13 protein-coding genes are annotated in these 17,423 nt (G+C 72.4%); 5 read left to right on the top strand and 8 right to left on the bottom strand.

Annotated features, from left to right (window positions below; translation table 11 throughout):
* Positions 1-33: 33 nt before the first annotated feature.
* A complete protein-coding gene (locus ACFPL3_RS18880; RefSeq protein WP_343940742.1) occupies positions 34-1,050 on the bottom strand; it encodes a cytochrome d ubiquinol oxidase subunit II in 1,017 nt (338 codons plus the stop codon).
* The gene (locus ACFPL3_RS18885; protein WP_343940743.1) at positions 1,047-2,399 is read right to left on the bottom strand and encodes a cytochrome ubiquinol oxidase subunit I; all 1,353 of its coding nucleotides are present in this window, start codon (positions 2,397-2,399) and stop codon (positions 1,047-1,049) included. Before ACFPL3_RS18885 ends, ACFPL3_RS18880 begins: the two co-directional genes overlap by 4 nt.
* A gap of 558 nt (positions 2,400-2,957) precedes the next feature.
* On the opposite strand from ACFPL3_RS18885, the gene ACFPL3_RS18890 reads away from it, so the two are divergent.
* From ACFPL3_RS18890 to ACFPL3_RS18905, 4 genes are read left to right on the top strand one after another with little or no spacing between them, the layout of a single operon-like run.
* Positions 2,958-3,914 (top strand): 2-dehydropantoate 2-reductase N-terminal domain-containing protein, encoded by a 957-nt coding sequence (locus ACFPL3_RS18890; protein ID WP_343940744.1) that lies wholly within the window; start codon positions 2,958-2,960, stop codon positions 3,912-3,914.
* Positions 3,911-5,182, top strand: a complete 1,272-nt coding sequence (locus ACFPL3_RS18895) for a glycosyltransferase (RefSeq protein WP_343940745.1) — start codon at positions 3,911-3,913, stop codon at positions 5,180-5,182. Before ACFPL3_RS18890 ends, ACFPL3_RS18895 begins: the two co-directional genes overlap by 4 nt.
* Positions 5,183-5,211: 29 nt before the next feature.
* Positions 5,212-7,080, top strand: a complete 1,869-nt coding sequence (locus tag ACFPL3_RS18900; protein ID WP_343940746.1) for a right-handed parallel beta-helix repeat-containing protein — start codon at positions 5,212-5,214, stop codon at positions 7,078-7,080.
* Positions 7,077-8,426, top strand: coding sequence for a right-handed parallel beta-helix repeat-containing protein (locus ACFPL3_RS18905; protein WP_343940747.1), 1,350 nt, complete (start codon positions 7,077-7,079; stop codon positions 8,424-8,426). The genes ACFPL3_RS18900 and ACFPL3_RS18905 overlap by 4 nt, the downstream gene beginning before the upstream one ends.
* A 663-nt stretch (positions 8,427-9,089) precedes the next feature.
* Here the strand turns inward: ACFPL3_RS18905 and ACFPL3_RS18910 are convergent.
* The 5 genes from ACFPL3_RS18910 to ACFPL3_RS18930 form a co-directional block, all read right to left on the bottom strand.
* Positions 9,090-10,292, bottom strand: coding sequence for an ROK family protein (locus ACFPL3_RS18910; protein WP_343940748.1), 1,203 nt, complete (start codon positions 10,290-10,292; stop codon positions 9,090-9,092).
* Positions 10,289-11,803 (bottom strand): sugar ABC transporter permease, encoded by a 1,515-nt coding sequence (locus tag ACFPL3_RS18915; RefSeq protein ID WP_379589421.1) that lies wholly within the window; start codon positions 11,801-11,803, stop codon positions 10,289-10,291. Before ACFPL3_RS18915 ends, ACFPL3_RS18910 begins: the two co-directional genes overlap by 4 nt.
* Entirely contained in the window at positions 11,803-12,576 is a 774-nt protein-coding gene (locus tag ACFPL3_RS18920) for an ATP-binding cassette domain-containing protein (RefSeq protein ID WP_343940749.1), read from the bottom strand. Before ACFPL3_RS18920 ends, ACFPL3_RS18915 begins: the two co-directional genes overlap by 1 nt.
* A gap of 73 nt (positions 12,577-12,649) precedes the next feature.
* Entirely contained in the window at positions 12,650-13,777 is a 1,128-nt protein-coding gene (locus ACFPL3_RS18925; protein ID WP_343940750.1) for a sugar ABC transporter substrate-binding protein, read from the bottom strand.
* 294 nt (positions 13,778-14,071) lie between these two features.
* On the bottom strand, positions 14,072-14,890 hold the full coding sequence (locus tag ACFPL3_RS18930; protein WP_343940771.1) for an EamA family transporter: 819 nt from the start codon (positions 14,888-14,890) through the stop codon (positions 14,072-14,074).
* 350 nt (positions 14,891-15,240) lie between these two features.
* Between ACFPL3_RS18930 and ACFPL3_RS18935 the strand changes: the two genes are divergently transcribed.
* Positions 15,241-15,426, top strand: a complete 186-nt coding sequence (locus ACFPL3_RS18935) for a DUF7455 domain-containing protein (protein ID WP_343940751.1) — start codon at positions 15,241-15,243, stop codon at positions 15,424-15,426.
* Between the two features lie 264 nt (positions 15,427-15,690).
* Here ACFPL3_RS18935 and ACFPL3_RS18940 read toward each other — a convergent pair whose 3' ends face one another.
* Entirely contained in the window at positions 15,691-17,403 is a 1,713-nt protein-coding gene (locus ACFPL3_RS18940; RefSeq protein ID WP_343940752.1) for a DEAD/DEAH box helicase, read from the bottom strand.
* Positions 17,404-17,423 lie beyond the last annotated feature (20 nt).

The following is a 17,423-nucleotide window of genomic DNA, read 5'->3' on the forward strand; positions in this document are numbered from 1 at the left end:
ATGTCGTTCCCCGCCTTCCGCCGGGGGAACCGCTCAGCGCACCGCCCGTTCCCGCTGGAACGCCTGTTCTCGCTGGAACACGGTGAACAGGAACAGCAACGAGGGCACCAGGAGCAGGGCGCCCGCCCCGAGGACCCACAGCACCGTCGAGAGCACCGCGGGGTCGCCCGCCGCCGCGGCGACCGTCAGCCCGGGCAGCATGATCGGGTACTGCGCGACACCCCAGCCCCACAGGACCGCGGTGACGGCCAGCGCCGCGGTCAGGCGGACGAGCACGTAGCGGCGGGCGACCAGCAGCCCGAGCGACGCGACGCCGGCGAGCACGCTGACCACGGCGACCGGGAGCGCGCGGCCCGTGAGCCCGGCGAGGAGACCGGGTGCGTCCGCGCGGACGACCAGCAGCGCGGCGATCGTCGCGATGCCGACGAGCACACCGGTGCCGAGCGCCCGCCTGCGGAATCCCTCCGCGAGCTGGTCCCGCCCGGCCCGCCGGGCGTCGGCGCAGAGGAATACGGCGGCGAGGTACGCGGTGGTCCCGACGGCGAGCACGCCCGCGGTGGCGGACGTGGGGTTCCACCAGCTGCTGATGATGTCGCCCGCACCGATCCGCGCCGGTACGCGCCCGGACGCGACGGCGCCGACGACGGTGCCGAGGAAGAACGGCGTGACCACCGAGGAGAAGGCGAACGCGGCGCCGTAGAGGCGCTGCAGCGCGAGCTCCTCGCTCGCCTTGCGGAAGGCGAAGGCCGCTCCCCGCGCGATGATGCCCAGCGCCGCGAGGGTGAGCGGGATGTAGAGGGTGGCGGCGAACGGGGCGAACGCGGCCGGGAACGCCGTCCAGAAGAGCGTGATCACGAAGATCAGCCACACGTGGTTGGCCTCCCAGACCGGGCCGATCGAGTGCTCGATCAGCTCGCGCTGCGGCCGCCCGCGCTCGGTGCCGCCCGCGAGCAGGTCCCACAGGCCGGCCCCGAAGTCGGCGCCGCCGAGCAGCGCGTACAGGGTGAGCCCGATCCAGAGGATCGCGAGCAGCGCGTCGGCGGCGGTCACCGCGCACCCGCCCGCTCCTGCGGCGCCACCGGGCCGCGGCGGGCCAGCCGCCGCAGCACCGCCACCGTCGCGACGGTCAGCACCACGTAGACGGCCAGCACCGTCACCAGACCGGCCACGAGCCCGGGATGCGGGTTGACCGCGTCCCGGGTGAGCAGCACGCCGTAGACGACCCACGGCTGGCGGCCGACCTCGGTGACCACCCACCCGGCCTCGAGGGCGAGCGCGGCGGCCGGCCCGGCGAGCACGGCCGCGCGCAGGAACCAGGGCGAGCGGGGCAGGTCGCGCCGTCGCCACCAGGTCCACGCGAGCCACGCGCCGAGGGCGACCAGCGCGAACCCGATCCCGACCATGATCTGGAAGCTCCAGTGCACGACGTTGACCGGCGGGCGCAGGTGCGGCGGGGCCTGGTCGAGGCCGAGCACCACGGCGTCCGGGTCCCAGTGCGCCAGCAGCGAGAGCGCGTTCGGGATCTCCAGCGCGTAGCGCAGCTCGCCGTCGACGAAGACGCCGCCGAGCGAGAGCGACGCACCGGCGGTGCTCCGGGCGATCCCCTCGATCGCGGCGAGCTTGAGCGGCTGGTACTCGGCGAGGAAGCCCGCCGCCCAGTCGCCGACCACGACCTGCACGGGGGCGAGCACGGCCGCCACGGTGAACGGGACGAGGAACCCGAGCCGGTGGTGGCGGTCCCGCCGCCCCCGCAGCAGCCCGACGGCGTACACCGAGGCCACGCCGAACCCGGTGACCATGAACGCCGCGACGATCATGTGGACGGTCTGCGGGGGCGTCGCGGGGTTGAACATCGCCTCCCACGGCCGCACACCGGTCACCCGGCCGTCGACGAGGTCGAAACCCCGCGGCTGGTTCATCCACGCGTTCGCCGTGACGACGAAGAAGGCCGACGCCACCCCCGCGACCAGAACCGGGACGCCGGTGAGCACGTGGATGCGCGGCGGCAGCCGGTCCCACGCGTACAGCCAGATGCCCAGGAAGATCGCCTCGATGAAGAAGGCGAACCCCTCCAACGCGAAGGGCAGCCCGATCACGTCGCCGAAGGTGCCCATCAAGCCGGGCCACAGCAGCCCCATCTCGAAGCTGAGGATCGTGCCCGACACCGCACCGACCGCGAACAGCACGCCCATGGAGCGCGCCCAGGTGCGGGCGAGGCCCTCCCACGCCGGATCGCCGGTCCGCAGCCCCCGCCACTCCGCGAAGACCGCGAGGCCGGGCATGCCCACGCCGAAGCACGCGATCACGATGTGCCACCCCAGGGAGAAGCCCATCTGCGTGCGCGCCGCCACCAGGTCACCCGGCGTCGCGGCGGCCGCGAGCCAATCCGGAACGCCCATGGCACCTCCCCGTCGCCGCAGGGCTACCCGCGTGCGGCCGAGTCACGCAGGCGCGCTTATTCCTGCAGTGCCCCTTGTCACAATCGCCCACCTCGGGTATCGCGCGTGATCCTCCGGTTGTCGACAACACCGTGACCTGCGAGGACACGAAATCGACAACGGGCCTCCGGACGCGGGGCGACCCCGAATCTGAGACGATCTCAGGGCCCGTTGAGATAGTGTTGATCGCGTAACGGGTTCCACCGGCGATCAGCCGGTCAGCGGTAGAGAGACGACCGATCTCGACTCCCGGAGACGGGAGCCGTCCGGCGGGGGCGCAACACCGGACGACTTCAGCGGGGGCTGGCACCGGCCGCACCGACGATCGGCACGACCTGCACGGATGCACTCGAGCACCCGCCGCCCACGGGGTGCTCGGGCATGCCCGCGTGCCCGGTCGGCGACGACCGAACACGAGCTGATCTTCGGACGACGGCGTCCGGCCGTCCGTTTCCGAACACCGGATCCGAGGTGACCTTTCCTTCCCTCGGATCGCCCGTCAAGAGGGGGAAGAATTTCGTGAAGACCAGGATTTTCATCGTCGGTTCCGGGGTCGTCGGTGCCGCGACGGGTGAGGGTTTCCTGAAGGCAGGCCACGACGTCACGTTCGTCGACATCTCCGAGGTCCGCGTGCGGGAGCTGCGCGACCGCGGGTGGGACGCGCGCACCACCATCGACCTGGCCGACGAACCCGAGTCGCTGATCTTCCTGACGCTGCCCACGCCGAACGACGGCCACCGCTACGACCTGTCCGCGTTCAGCGCGGGCACCGCGTCCGTGGGCGAGGCCCTCGCCGGCTCTGCGGCCCGCCACGTGGTGGTCGTGCGCTCCACCGTTCCCCCGGGCACCACCGAGGGCCTGGTCAAGAACACCCTGGAGGAGCACTCCGGGATGAAGGCCGACGAGGGCTTCGGGCTGGCCTCGAACCCCGAGTTCCTGCGCGCGGTCTCCGCGGCCGAGGACTTCGCCAACCCGTGGATGACCATCATCGCCAGCCGCGACCCGCAGAACGTCGAGCGGCTGCGCGCGGTGCTCGCCCCCTTCGGCGGCGAGCTGCGCACCTTCTCGAACCCGGCCGAGGCCGAGTTCATCAAGAGCGCGCACAACATCTACAACGCCACCAAGATCAGCTTCTGGAACGAGATGTGGCTCGTCGCCCAGCAGCTGGGCCTCGACCTCGACCCGATCGCCGCCACCGTGGCGCGCTCGGCCGAGGGCTCGATCAACCCCGAGTACGGCATCCGCGGCGGCGCCCCCTACGGCGGGGTCTGCCTGCCCAAGGACACCCAGGGCTTCCTCGGCTTCGCCGACACCGTCGGCGTGGACATGCCGCTGCTGTCGGCCGTGGTCGAGGTCAACGACCGGCTCGCCGCCATCGTCGACCACGAGGTCGAGACCGCAGCCCACGCCGACGCCGGTGACCTGCGCGAGCAGAGCATGGCCGCCACCACCACGGGGCAGCGCGAGTCGGCATGAACCTCCCGATCTACTACTACGTGCTGGGCACCCCGCTCGGGGTGCTCGGCCTGATCCGCTGGGGCACCTGGCTCGTGCGCCGCATCCCCGCGGTGCTCTACAAGCCCGTGATCAACGAGCACCGGCTGCCGCTGTCGATCGTGGTGCCGGTGTACCAGGAGGACCCGGAGATCCTGGCGACGGCCATCGAGTCCTGGCTGGCCAACGACGTCGAAGAGGTCATCCTTGTCATCGACGCCTCCGACACCACCTGCCAGGACGTGGCGGCCCGGTACCCGGTCACCGTGCTGATCACCGACGTACCCGGCAAACGCGACGCCCTGCGCCGCGGCTGGCGGGCCGCGCGCACCGAGCTCGTGGCCCTCGTCGACTCCGACACGATCTGGGCCGACGACGTCGCCGTCGAGGTCGCCAAGCCGTTCGCCGACCCCCGCATCGGCGGCGTCGGCACCCGGCAGTCGGTGTACGGATCGCGGGGCTTCCTCGCCCGGATCACCGACATGTTCCTCGACCACCGCTACTTCGACGAGAACGCCGCGCAGTCGCTGCTCGGCAAGGCCGTCTCGTGCCTCTCCGGTCGCACCGCCGTCTACCGGCGGGAGCTGCTGCTGGACATCGAGGACGACTTCATGAACGAGACGTTCTGGGGCGTGCAGTCGCTGTCCGGCGACGACAAGCGGCTCACCACGCTCGTGCTGGAGCGCGGCCACCTCACCTACATGCAGCGCACCGCGGAGGTGTGGTCCACGTTCCCGGACCGCTGGCGCACGTTCTTCCGCCAGCGGCTGCGCTGGGCCCGCAACACCTGGCGCTCGGACATGCGTGCGCTGTCCAAGCCGTGGGTGTGGCGCCACCCGTTCCTCGCCTACACGATGATCGACAAGGGTGTCAGCTCGTTCACGCTGCTGCTCGGGCCGATCGCGATGGGCTACGCCCTCGTCACGCAGAACTGGATCCTCGCGGGCGTGCTGCTGCTGTGGTGGCAGGTCAGCCGCGCGGCCAAGCTGGCACCGCACATCCGGCGCCGGCCCTCCAGCTTCTTCTTCGTGCTGGGCTACGTCGTCGTCTCCTGGCTGATGGCCATCATCAAGATCACCGCGCTGGTCACCATCCGCAAGCAGGCCTGGCTCACCCGCCAGGTCGCGGTGGAGAACGGCGAGGTCGTGCGCACCGCCGGCGCCGGCGCCGACATCGGCCGCCACGACGACGACAACCGCGACCACGACGACCACGACAACGTCATCCCCCTCAGGAGGGCCGCGGCATGAGCACCGGTGCCACCAGCAGACGGTGGACGGTGAGGATCCTCGCTGCGGGCATCACCACCGCCGTGGGCCTCGGGCTCACGGCGGGCACGGCGGTCGCCGCCACCCCGGCCGTCCCGGCGGTCGCCCAGCAGACGGCGGCGGTCGCGCCCACCCAGGTGGTCACCCCGGACACCGCGGCGTCGGTGCGCCGCTCGTGGGAGTCGCGCGGGCGCCCGCACCGAATGGCGGTCCTGCGCGACTACCGCATCGACGTGGTCACCGACGGCCGGGTCACCCGCCAGGTCGGGCACGCGGGCGGCACCGTGGGCATCGCCACGCTCAGCCGGGCGCTCCCCTCGCGCTGGCTGACCGTCAGCGGCGGCACCGCCACCCTCGACGCCACCCTGGTGCTGACCAGCGGCGTCTCCCTGCAGCTGGGCGGGTCCGGCAGCTCCCTGCAGACCCTGCAGCTGGCGGGCGGCGACTCACCCGCCGACGCCGCGTCGATCCACACCGGTGGTGGCCGGGTCGACCTGGTTGGCCTCACGGTCACCTCCGTCGACCCCGGGACCGGGCAACCATTGCCCGCCACCGCCAAGGGCCGCCCCGCGATCGTGGCGTCGGGCGGTGGCCGGCTCGAGGTCGCCGACGTCACCGTCAACGACCTCGGTGCCGTGAGCGACGGCGCCCCCGGCGACGAGGGCGACCGCGGCACCGCCGCCATCGAGTTCCACACCGGCAGCACCGGCTCGCTCGTGCGCACCACCGTCGCGCGCGCCAGCACCGGCGTCGAGCTGTCGCACTCCGACGGCGTGCACATCGAGCAGCTCACGGTCTCCGACTCCGCCGAGGACGGCCTCGTGCTCGCGGGCGACCGGGGCACCACGATGAGCGGCATCCGGGCCACCGGCAACGGCGCCAACGGCGTGCTCGTGTCCGGGGAGAGCGGCGGCCGCCCGATCACCGGCATCAGCACCAACGCCAACGGCGCCTTCGGCGTCGCCGTGGTCGGTGAGAACGGCACCCAGGTGACCGGCGTCGACACCATGGCCGACGACGCGGGCGGGCTGCGGATCTCCCGCTCGACGAACCTCACGGTCAGCGGCTACACGGCCACCGACCAGCGCATGGGCGTGTTCACCCACGTCCACAGCACCGGGATCGTGCTCGACGGGCTGCGCACCACGGGCGGCGCGCGCGGCCTGGTCGTCGAGAAGAGCACCAGCGGGCTCGAGGCGAAGAACTCGACGTTCACCGGCGCCCGGGTGGCCGGCGTGGCCGTCAACGGCAACGACATCGCCCTCAACGACGTCCACGTGGCCGACTCCCGCTCGGCCGTGCGCGTCGACCGCGGCGCCCACGACATCCGGCTCACCGGCCTCGCCGTCGAGGGCGGGCGCGACGGCCTCGTCACCGCGGCCGGCACGTCGGGCCTCGTCGTCACCGGCCTCACCGTCGCCGACGTCGAGTCCGACGCCGTGCGCAGCTTCACCCCGGACGCCCGCATCACGGGCGCGGAGATCAGCGGCGGCGGCACCGGCTTCGACCTCGCGGCGGGCGCCACGATCACCAACTCGACGGTCACCGCGGCCCGGGAGGGGATCCGCTCCCGCTCCCCCGAGATGGTCTACGCGTCCGGCGTCACCGTCGACACCACCGAGCTGGGCGTCAACAGCGCCGAGGGCAGCCCGTTCACCCTCGTCGACTCCAACGTCCACGCCCTCGAGTCGGTGCGCGGCCTGATCACCCAGCAAGGCACCAACGACCTCAGCCTCCCCCCGCTCAACCTGCTCGGCGCCATCGGCATCCCGCTGATCGTGCTCGCGGTGGTGCTCGAGGAGCTGCACACCTACCGGCAGCGGCGGCTCGGCCGGATCACCCGGCGTCGCACCCCGCGGCTCCCGGCGGAGGCATCATGACCGCGAACCGCGCACGCCACACGCTGGCGGCGCTCGTCACCGGCGTGGTGGCGGCCGTACTCCTCGCGGGGTGCGGCGCGCCCACCCCGCCACCGCTGGAACGTCGCGACGTCGCGGCACCCGCGGCCTCGGACCCCGCGCAGCCGTGCGTGCGGGAGGCCCCGGCGGCCGACGCCCCGGCGCAGGCCGAACCGGCGGGCCTCGACGCCCGCTACGACCCCGCACAGGGCGTGATCGACCTCGTCGCAGGCACCGGCGTCACGCTGCCCGCGCTCGCCGCCGCGGTGGGCGACCCGGCCGCGCTGCAGGAGGTGGCCCCGGGCGAGTGGCAGCTCGGCGCCGACCTCGTCGTGCGCGGCGGGGCGGCACTGCAGATCAGCGCGCCCGAGGTCCGCTGGCTCAAGCTCGCCAGCGCCCCCGGCCGCTTCGTGTCCCTCGAGGCGCTCGGCGGCACGCTCGACGTCACCGGCACCTGCGTCACCTCGTGGGACGAGGCGCAGGGCAGCGCCGACACCGGCTACGACGACGGGCGCAGCTTCCTGCTCGCCCGCGACGGCGCCCAGATGACGATCACGCACTCCGAGCTGCACTACCTGGGCCACGGCGACGTCGAGTCCTACGGCCTGTCCTGGCGCACGGCAGGCACCGGCGGGTCGATCACCGACAGCATCGTGTCGCACCTCTACTACGGCCTCTACACCTACGAGGTGAGCGGGCTGTCCGTGCTCGACAACGAGTTCCGCGACAACGTCCTGTACGGGATCGACCCCCACACCGGCTCCCGCGACCTGCACATCGAGCGCAACGTCGTGCACGACAACGGCAAGCACGGGATCATCCTCGCCGAGGACTGCGTCGACAGCGTCATCCGCGACAACGTCGTCTACCGCAACGCCCACCACGGGATCGTGCTGTACCTGCGGTCGGACCGGAACCTCGTCGAAGGCAACGAGACGTTCGACAACGCATCCCAGGGCATCAACATCAACGAGTCCGGCGACAACACCCTGCGCGACAACCGGGTGTACGACAACAAGGAGTCCGGCGTCGGCATCACGCAGCTGGCGGAGGGCAACGTCGTGCAGGGCAACCAGCTGCGCGGCAACCAGCAGGACGGCGTGCGCGTGGTCAGCGAGTCCGCCGACACCGCGGTGCGCGGCAACATCATCGCCGACAACGCCCGCTACGGGCTCTACGTCGACACCAGCGGCGCGATCGACGTCGCCGACAACACGATCACCGACAACCGCGACGGCGTGATGTCCACCGGCGAACCCGTCACCGCGGCCGGCGCCAACGACGTGCGCGGCAACAAGGAGTCCGACGTGGTGGAGAACAGGGGCTGACCCGGGGCGACGCCGCTCATGATCGCCGGTCTGGCGCGTTTTCCGACGCCTCGCGTCGGGTTTTGCGCCGGAGAAACGATCATGGTTTCTTTCCTGGGCCTCCTGGCGGCGACTGGCCGCACGGCGATCAGGGCCACACGGCGGATCTCACGGCGATCAAGGGCAAATGGTCGCTCCCAGAGATCATCTAGCGACCATTTCCCCTTGATCGACGCCCCCGGGCCGCCAATTTGGCCCATGATCAGAGAGTTGGCGCATTCCCGTGTCGAAAACGCCCGAGAATGTGCCAAACCCCTGATCATGACCGCGGAACCGGCCGGAGGTGGCGCCGCGCGCCCACCCGGGCAGGCCCCGGCCTGCCCACGCGGATGCCCGGGAGGGCCGCAGAGGCTCACGGGTCAAGGGTCCGCGCAGCGACGCCGAAGGCGCCCTTGAGGCGTGAGGAGCGGCCCCGCACGATGCGCGGCGCCACCGGGGGCCCCAGGCCTAACGTGGTCACCGCGGCGGCGACTCGAGGCCGAGGTCCGCGGAACGCAATCCGGGCCGTCACCCGCCCATGATCGGGGAGTTGGCGCATTCCCGGGTCGATTTCGCCCGATAATGCGCCGAAGCCGTGATCACGCCCGCCGGACCGGCCCACACCGCCGAGGACCGCGTCGACGTCTACACCGCTCCCAGCACCGGCTCGAACGCCAGCTCCGCCGCCCCCACGAGCTTGGCGTCGCGGCCGAGCGGGCTGGTCTCGATGCGGGTGCCGCCCACCGCGCGGCTCACGAGGCTGCGCTGGTGCACCTGCGTCCGGACGTGGTCGACCACCGCGGGCGGGAGCGCGGTGAACAGGTCGCCGAGGACCACCAGGTCCGGGGCCGTCACGTTGACGACCGTGACGAGGCCGATCGCCAGCCACTCGGCGAACTCGTCGAGGGGGCCGGGGAAGGGTGCGTCCGCGAGGGAGCGCAGCTCCGCCACCACGACGCCGCGCGGAGTGTCCTCGGGCAGCCCGAGCGCCCGGCACAGCGCGGCCTCCCCCACCTCGGTCTCCCAGCAGCCCTGGTTGCCGCAGTAGCAGTCGCGGCCGCCGGGGCGGACCACGAGGTGGCCGATCTCGCCGACGTACCCGCGGGTGCCCCGCAGCGGCCGGCCGGCGGCGATCACGCCGCCGCCGACGCCGCGGTCGGCGGAGATGTACACGAGGTCGTCGACGTCGTGCGCCTCGCCGCGCACGTGCTCCGCGAGCGCGCCCAGCTCGGCGTCGTTGGCCACCTGCACGGGGATCCGCAGCACGGCGCCCAGCCGGGTGCCGAGCGCGACGTCGCGCCAGCCCAGGTTGGGCGCCTCGTGCACCAGCCCGTCCTCGCGCCGCACGACGCCGGGCACGGAGACGGCCGCGCCGCGGGCGGTCACGGCGAGCTCGTCGGCGAGCAGCTGCGCCGACTCCGCGATGTGCGTGATCACCTCGCCGGGGGTGCGGGTGCGGTGGTGCAGGTTCCAGCTGTGCCGGCCGAGCACCTGCCCGCCGATGCCGACCATCGCCATCGCGACCTGCTCCACGCGCACGTCGATCGCGAGCACGACGGCCGCCTCCGGCTCGGGCAGCACCATCAGCGACGGCCTGCCCGCCCCGTTGCGCCGCGCGGGCACGGCCTCGGTGACCACCCCTGCCTCGGCGAGCCCGTCCACCACCGCCTTGATCGTGCTGCGGTTGAGCCCCAGCTCGGAGGCGAGCGTGGCACGCGTGCACGGCCCGGCGACGTGCAGGCGCCGGAGCAGGGCGGCGCGGTTGTGCCTGCGGGCCTCGTCGGGCCGGGCACCTGCCGTGACGGCGGACGCCCCGCCGCCGCCGTCACCGCCCCACGTGCGACTCACCTGCCGGCGACCGCCGATCGCCGCCGCGACAGCACGTCGACCCCCGCGGCGAGCAGGAGGACGACCCCGTTGACGAGGAACACCACCGAGGCGGGCTGGCCGAGCAGGCCGAGCCCGTTGTTCACGGTGGCGAGCACCGCACCACCGATCACGGCGTTGCTGACGCGCCCGCGCCCGCCGAAGAGCGACGTGCCACCGATGACCGCAGCGCCCACGGCGAACAGCAGCGTGTTGCCACCACCCGCGGCCGGGGACACCGAGCCCACCTTGGACGAGTAGACGATCGCGCCGATCGCCGCGCAGGCCGACCCGATCACGAACACCGTGGCCCGCACGCGCGTGACGTCGATGCCGGCCCGGCGGGCTGCCTCCCGATTGCCGCCGACCGCGTACACGTGGCGGCCGAAGCGGGTGCGGTCGAGCAGGTACGTGCCCGCCACCAGCAGGGCGAGCACGACGGGCACCACGTACGGCACACCCGCGATCGGCGTGGTGCCCGGCGAGCGGTCGAGCGTGAGCAGGAACGTGGCCACGGCGGCGAGCACCACCACGGCACCGACCTTCAGCAGCACGAGGCCGGTCGGCTGCGCCACCAGGCCGAGCTTGCGCCGCGACCGCTGCCGGTTCAGCAGCACCGCCGCGTAGCCGCCCGCGGCGACCAGGAACAGGACCCAGCTGCCGAGCGTGGACAGGTTGCCGTTGGCCACCGCGATGATCACGGGGTCGCGCAGGCCGAGCGTGCCGCCGTCACCGATGAGCTGCAGGATCACACCCTGCCACGCGATGAACAGCGCCAGCGTCACCACGAACGACGGCATCCCGAGCTTCGCCACCAGGAACCCGGTGAGGCAGCCGATCACCACACCCACGCACACCGCCAGCAGCATCTCCAGCCAGGGGTTGGGCGGGAACCCGATCAGCATCAGCAAGCCCGCCACCGCCGACAGCACCGCGCCGAACCAGATGCGCAGCATCAGCGCGGCCGCCACCGCGATCAGCACGACCACGAGGAACAGCACGAACACCGTGGTGCCCATGCCGCCGAGCAGGTTGCCGGAGCTCACCAGGTGCAGCGCCATCACCGCCGCCGCGAGCCCGGACGCGGTGCCGGCTGCGAGGTCGATCTCGCCGGTCAGCAGCACGAACACGAGGCCGATCGCGATGATCGTCTGCCCCGCGCCCTGCTGCAGCAGGTTGGCCAGGTTGAGCAGGCTCGGGAACGTGCCGCTCGTGTCGAGCACGGTGAACAGCACGAACAGCGCCGCGAGCCCGAGCAGCGCGGGCAGCGCGCCGAGGTCGCCGTTGCGCAGGTTGCGCAGGTACGCCTGGATGGCCTCGCCGGTGGTGCGGGCCGTGGTGTCGATGCCGAAGTCCGCGGCACGCGACGACGCAGGCGCCGCCCGTTCCGCCGCCCCGGTGGGCGCGGCACCGGCCGTCTTCTCCACCGGGGTCTCCTCCGTGCGCGTCATATCCGCCTCGACCTCTCCCGTGCGGATCTTCTCCGATGCCATCAGACGGCCACGCTCTCGGGGCGCTGCAGGCCGAGGTCACCCGACCGGCCCGCGGTGATCAGTTCGACGACCTGGCCGTGCGTGACGTCCTTGGTGGGCACCTGCGCGACCATGCGGCCGAGGTAGAGCGTGGCGATGCGGTCGGCCACCTCGAACACGTCGGCCATGTTGTGGCTGATCAGCACCACGCCGAGGCCCTGCTCGGCGAGCCTGCGCACGAGGTCGAGCACCTGCCGGGTCTGTGCGACGCCCAGCGCCGCGGTCGGCTCGTCGAGGAGCACGACCTTCGAGTCCCACAGCACGGCCTTCGCGATCGCCACCGTCTGGCGCTGACCGCCGGACAGCGCAGCCACCGGCATCCGCACCGACGTGACGGTGCGCACCGACAGCGAGGCGAGCGTGCGCCGCGCCGCCTGCTCCATGTCGGCCTCGTCGAGCAGCCACGGCTTGCCGCGCTCCCGGCCGAGGAACATGTTCTGCACGATGTCGAGGTTGTCGGCCAGGGCCAGGTCCTGGTAGACGACCTCGATGCCCAGCCGGGCGGCGTCGGTGGGGCTGTGGATCGCCACCGGCTCCCCGGCGAAGCGGATCTCCCCGCCGTCGATGGGGTGGATGCCCGCCACGCACTTGACCAGCGTGGACTTGCCCGCACCGTTGTCGCCGACGAGCGCGGTGACCTCACCGGCACGCACGTCGAAATCGACGTCGTGCAGGACCTGCACGGCGCCGAAGCTCTTGTTCACCCCGCGCAGCTGCAGGATGGGCTCACTCATGGTGGTGTACCTCCGGTACCCGTGAGTGGATACGGGTGCTGTAGCACCCGTATCCACTCACGACGGTCGACGCTCAGCTGGTGCTGATCCCCAGCTCCTGGCACGCCGCGGTGGTGTCCGCGACGCAGATGTCGGACGCCGGCACGGCGCCGTCGTCGACCACGACCTTGACGTTCTCCCGCGTGATCAGCTGCGGTTCGAGGAGAACGGACTTGACGTCGCGGTTGCCCTTCGGGTCGTTCACCGACTGGGTGGCCAGCGCGTCGGCGGCGGCGGTGTCGCCCTTCGCCAGCGCGGCGGCGAGCTTGGCGGCCGCCTCGGCCTCCTGCTTGATCGGCTTGTAGACCGTCATGTACTGGTCGCCGCGCAGGATGGCCTGCAGGCCGTCCGGGGTGGCGTCCTGGCCGGTCACCGGCACCTGGCCGTTGAGGCCGTACTTCGCGAGCACGGTGATGATGGCGCCCGCGAGACCGTCGTTGGCGGCGACGACGCCGTCGACCTGCCCGCCGTTGGCGGTGAGGATCTGCTCGAAGGTCGTGCCGCCGATCTGGTTGTCCCAGTCCTCGATCTGCTGGCTCTGCACGAGCCGGTACTGGCCGGAGTCGTACTTCGGCTTGAGCACGCGCTGCTGGCCGTTGTAGAAGAGCGTGGCGTTGTTGTCGGTGGGCGCACCCTCGATCTCGATGATCGCCGGGTTGGCCTTGCCCGAGGCGTCGAGCGCCTGCACGAGGCCCTGCCCCTGCAGCTCGCCGACCTTCTCGTTGTCGAACGAGACGTAGTAGTCGCTCGAGCCGCCGAGGTTGAGCCGGTCGTAGTCGATGGTCGGGATGCCCTGGGCCTTGGCCTTGGCCGCCACGGCCGAGCCCGACTCGCTGCTGATCGACGCGATCACGAGCACCTTGACGCCACTGGCCAGCATGCTGTCGGCGAGCGTGGAGAACTTCTGCTCGTCGCCGAGGGCGTTCTGGATGTCCGCGTCGAGACCCTCGGCCCGCATCGCCTCCTCGAGGAGGGGCTTGTCGAAGCCCTCCCAGCGGGCGGAGCTCTCGGTCTCGGGAAGGATCACCCCGACCTTGACCCCGCCCGTGGGCGCCTCGCTCTCCGCGGGCGCCTCCGGGGCGGCAACGTTCTGCCCGCAGGCCGCGAGTACGAGGGCGAGGCCCAGCCCTGCGGCCGCGAGCGCGGTTCTCCTGATGCGCATGGTCGTCCTTCCACAGCTGCGGGGAATGTTGTGAGCGACAACGTATGTCCCCGAGACAGGTGGCGCCAAGCACACTGGATCGTTACAGGAGCCCACAGGTGGTCACATTTGGGTCTCGGCAGCGGGTATTTGTTGTCGGCGCCACCCTTTCGGGCGTCTTTCCACAGCAGCCCGGAGCCGCCCCCGTCCGACCCGCCGACGCGGCCCCGGGATTTCACCCGACCGCCCGGCCGTCACTCGATCAGGCGGAATCGCATGACGATGCGTGAACACGCCGTCCGCTACGCAGAGTGGTCAGCCTCCCGTTCGGCCCACCGTCTCCGGCGTGTCGCCGTCCCGGGACCGCAGCGACACCGCGGCAACCACGGCGGCGATCCCGAGGAACTCCAGCACCGTCGGCACCTGCGCCAGCCCGATCAGGCCGACCACCGTGGCCGTGGCCGGCAGCAGGGCCAGCAGCACCGCGAACCGCGCCTGCCCCAGCCGGCGCAGCACCACCTGGTCCAGCACGTACGGCACCACGCTCGACAGCACCCCGACGCCCACCGCGAGCACGAGCACCACGGGGTCCGCCAGCCCGCCCAGCGCGCCCGGCCCGCCCACGACCAGCAACGGCGACAGCACGACGGCCGCCACGACGAACCCGACGGTCATGTCGTCCAGGCCGTTGCCACCGGACGCCACCCGCTTGCCGAGCACGATGTACGCGGCCCACATCGTGGCCGCCCCGAGCGCCCACAGCACCCCGGACGGGCTGCCCGACCAGCGGACATCCGCGATGAGCAGCACCCCGACCGCCGCGAACAGCACCGCCGCGACGTCCCGCGGCCGGCGCGACGCCACCGCCGCCACGGCCACCGGCCCGCAGAACTCGATCGCCACCGCCGTGCCGAGCGGCAGCCGGGCGATCGCCTCGTAGAACGCGATGTTCATCAGCGCCGTGGCCAGCCCGAACGCCGACGCCCGCCAGAACCCGCGCCCCCGCCACGCGGAGCGCGCAGGCCTGCGCCAGGCCAGCAGCACCGCAGCCGCCCCGAGCAGGCGCAACACGGCCACGGCGGTGGGCGGCAACCGGTCGAAGAGCGCGACCGCGAGCGCCGCGCCCACGTACATCGACACGGCCCCGGTCACGAACAGGACGGGCGCCGGGACCCGGGTCGCCACACCACTCAGCACGTGTGCCCAGCGTAGTCAGGGTGTCGGAGTTGTTTACACGGGCCGTGTTGCGGCATCCACGGAGGGAACGCATCATTCACTCGTAGTCAACTGGATCTGCAGGAGTCACCACGGAGCCACCGCGGGGACAGCTCAGCACCCGATCGAGCGTGACGTCCGTCGCGACGCGCCACGGGAACACGTGCGGGGGTGCTGAACGTCTGGGAGAGTGGGCGCACCGCGCAAGCGGTCGTCACAGCAAGCGATCCCGGGTCCGAGACCCGGGGTCGAGACGGAGGGAGACCGCTATGCAGCCAGGAACCCTGACCCGGCCCGAGTTGACCGCCGCTGACCGCTGTGACCGGTGCGGAGCGGCCGCGAAGGTCCGGGCCGTGTTGCCGAAGGGCGGCGAACTGCTGTTCTGCGGTCACCACGCGCGGGCCCACGCCGACAAGCTCCGCGAACTGGACATCGACGTGCAGTCAGGCAGTTGACCAGGCCGGCTCCGGCCGGCCGCTGAGACCCACGACGGGGCGGGGACCAGACGGTCCTCGCCCCGTCGTCGTATGTGGCGCGAACGAATCGCGCCACTCGGCCCCCGGAACGCGCAACTCAGGCCCCGAGACGCGAGACTCGCGCACCCAGGGGGCCACCCCTGCGGCGAGTCCCGCGTTCTGCCGAGCGAGTCTCGCGTTTCGGCGGGCGAGTATCGCGGCCCGCGCGGGGAGTTGCCTTTGTCACACCCCGCGGGCGCAGGGTCAGTGCCAGGAACGCAGCGTGGCGATCCGCTCCTCGAGCTGTTCGATGTTGGCCATCGCGGTGGGCGGGCCGCCGCAGGCCTTGCGCAGCTCGCTGTGGATCACGCCGTGCGGTTTGTTGGTGCGGTGGTGGTACAGCGCCACCAGGGTGTTGAGCTCCTTGCGGAGCTTGTTCAGCTGCTCCCGCACGGTGAGCTGGGGGCGTTCGGCGGGCGGCGGCGCCACCGCGGGCGCCTTCTTCTGCGCCCGGGTCATCCACTCCTTCTGCCGCTGGTTGAGCAGGGTGCGCACCTGGTCGGGCTCGAGGAGGCCGGGCAGGCCCAGGTAGTCCTCCTCGTCGGCGGAGAACGAGGTGCCCTCGTAGATCAGCTGGTCCAGCTCGGCCTCCGCGCCGAGCGCGGTGAACGACTTCTCGTCCTCCCCCGGCTCGTCCTCCCGGCGCTGGGCGCGGGCGAGCAGCTCGTCGTCCCACTGCTCGTCGGCCCGGTGCGGCTTGCCGAGCACGTGGTCGCGCTGGGCCTCCAGCTCGCTCGCGAGGCCCAGGAGGACCGGCACGCTGGGCAGGAACACCGACGCGGTCTCCCCCGGGCGCCTCGACCGCACGAACCGGCCGATGGCCTGGGCGAAGAACAGCGGGGTGGACGCGCTGGTGGCGTACACGCCGACGGCGAGGCGCGGCACGTCGACGCCCTCGGACACCATCCGGACCGCGACCATCCAGCGGTCGTCGGACTCGGAGAACCGCGCGATCCGCTCGGAGGAGCCCGCCTCGTCGGACAGCACGACGACGGGCGCGGTGCCGGTGACCCGCATGAGGATGTCGGCGTAGGCGCGGGCAGTGGTCTGGTCGGAGGCGATCACGAGGCCGCCCGCGTCGGGCATCCCGCCGTTGCGGTGGGCGGTGAGCCGCCGGTCGGCCGCGGACAGCACGGCCGGGATCCACTCGCCTGCCGGGTCGAGGGCGGTGCGCCACGCCCGGGCGGTCTGCTCGGCGGTCATCGGCTCGCCGAGCCGGGCGCTCATCTCCTCACCGGCGCTGGTGCGCCAGCTGGACGTGCCCGAGTAGGCGAGGAACACGACCGGGCGCACCACGCCGTCGGCGAGGGCCTCGGCGTAGCCGTAGGAGTGGTCGGCGCGACTGCGCAGGCTGCCGTCGGCGTCGGGGACGTAGTCGACGAACGGGATCGGGTTGTCGTCGCTGCGGAACGGGGTGCCGGTGAGGGTGAGCCGCCGGGTGGCGCCCTCGAAGGCCTCCTTCACGCCGTCGCCCCACGAGCGGGCGTCGCCCGCGTGGTGCACCTCGTCGAGGATCACGAGGGTGCGCCGGTTGTCGGTGCGGGCGCGGTGCAGCAGCGGGTGGGAGGCCACGCCGGCGTAGGTGACGGCGATGCCCCGGTAGTCCGACGAGGTGGCGCCGGTGGAGTTGCGGAACTCCGGGTCGATCGCGATGCCGACGCCCGCGGCCGCGCCCGCCCACTGGTGCTTGAGGTGCTCGGTGGGCGCCACCACGGTGATCGCGTCGATCACCCGGTCGTTGAGCAGCTCGGTGGCCACGCGGAGCGCGAACGCGGTCTTGCCTGCGCCGGGCGTGGCGACGGCGAGGAAGTCGCGGGGCCCGGCGGCGAGGTACCGGGCGAGCGCGCTTCGTTGCCAGGCGCGCAACGGTCGTGCGGAGGGAGCGATCTGCTGGGCCTGGGGAATCGGCGCGGACACACATCTCCCTGACGTCTCGA

The organism is Pseudonocardia zijingensis, assembly GCF_042657305.1.
Taxonomy (GTDB): Bacteria; Actinomycetota; Actinomycetes; order Mycobacteriales; family Pseudonocardiaceae; genus Pseudonocardia; species Pseudonocardia zijingensis.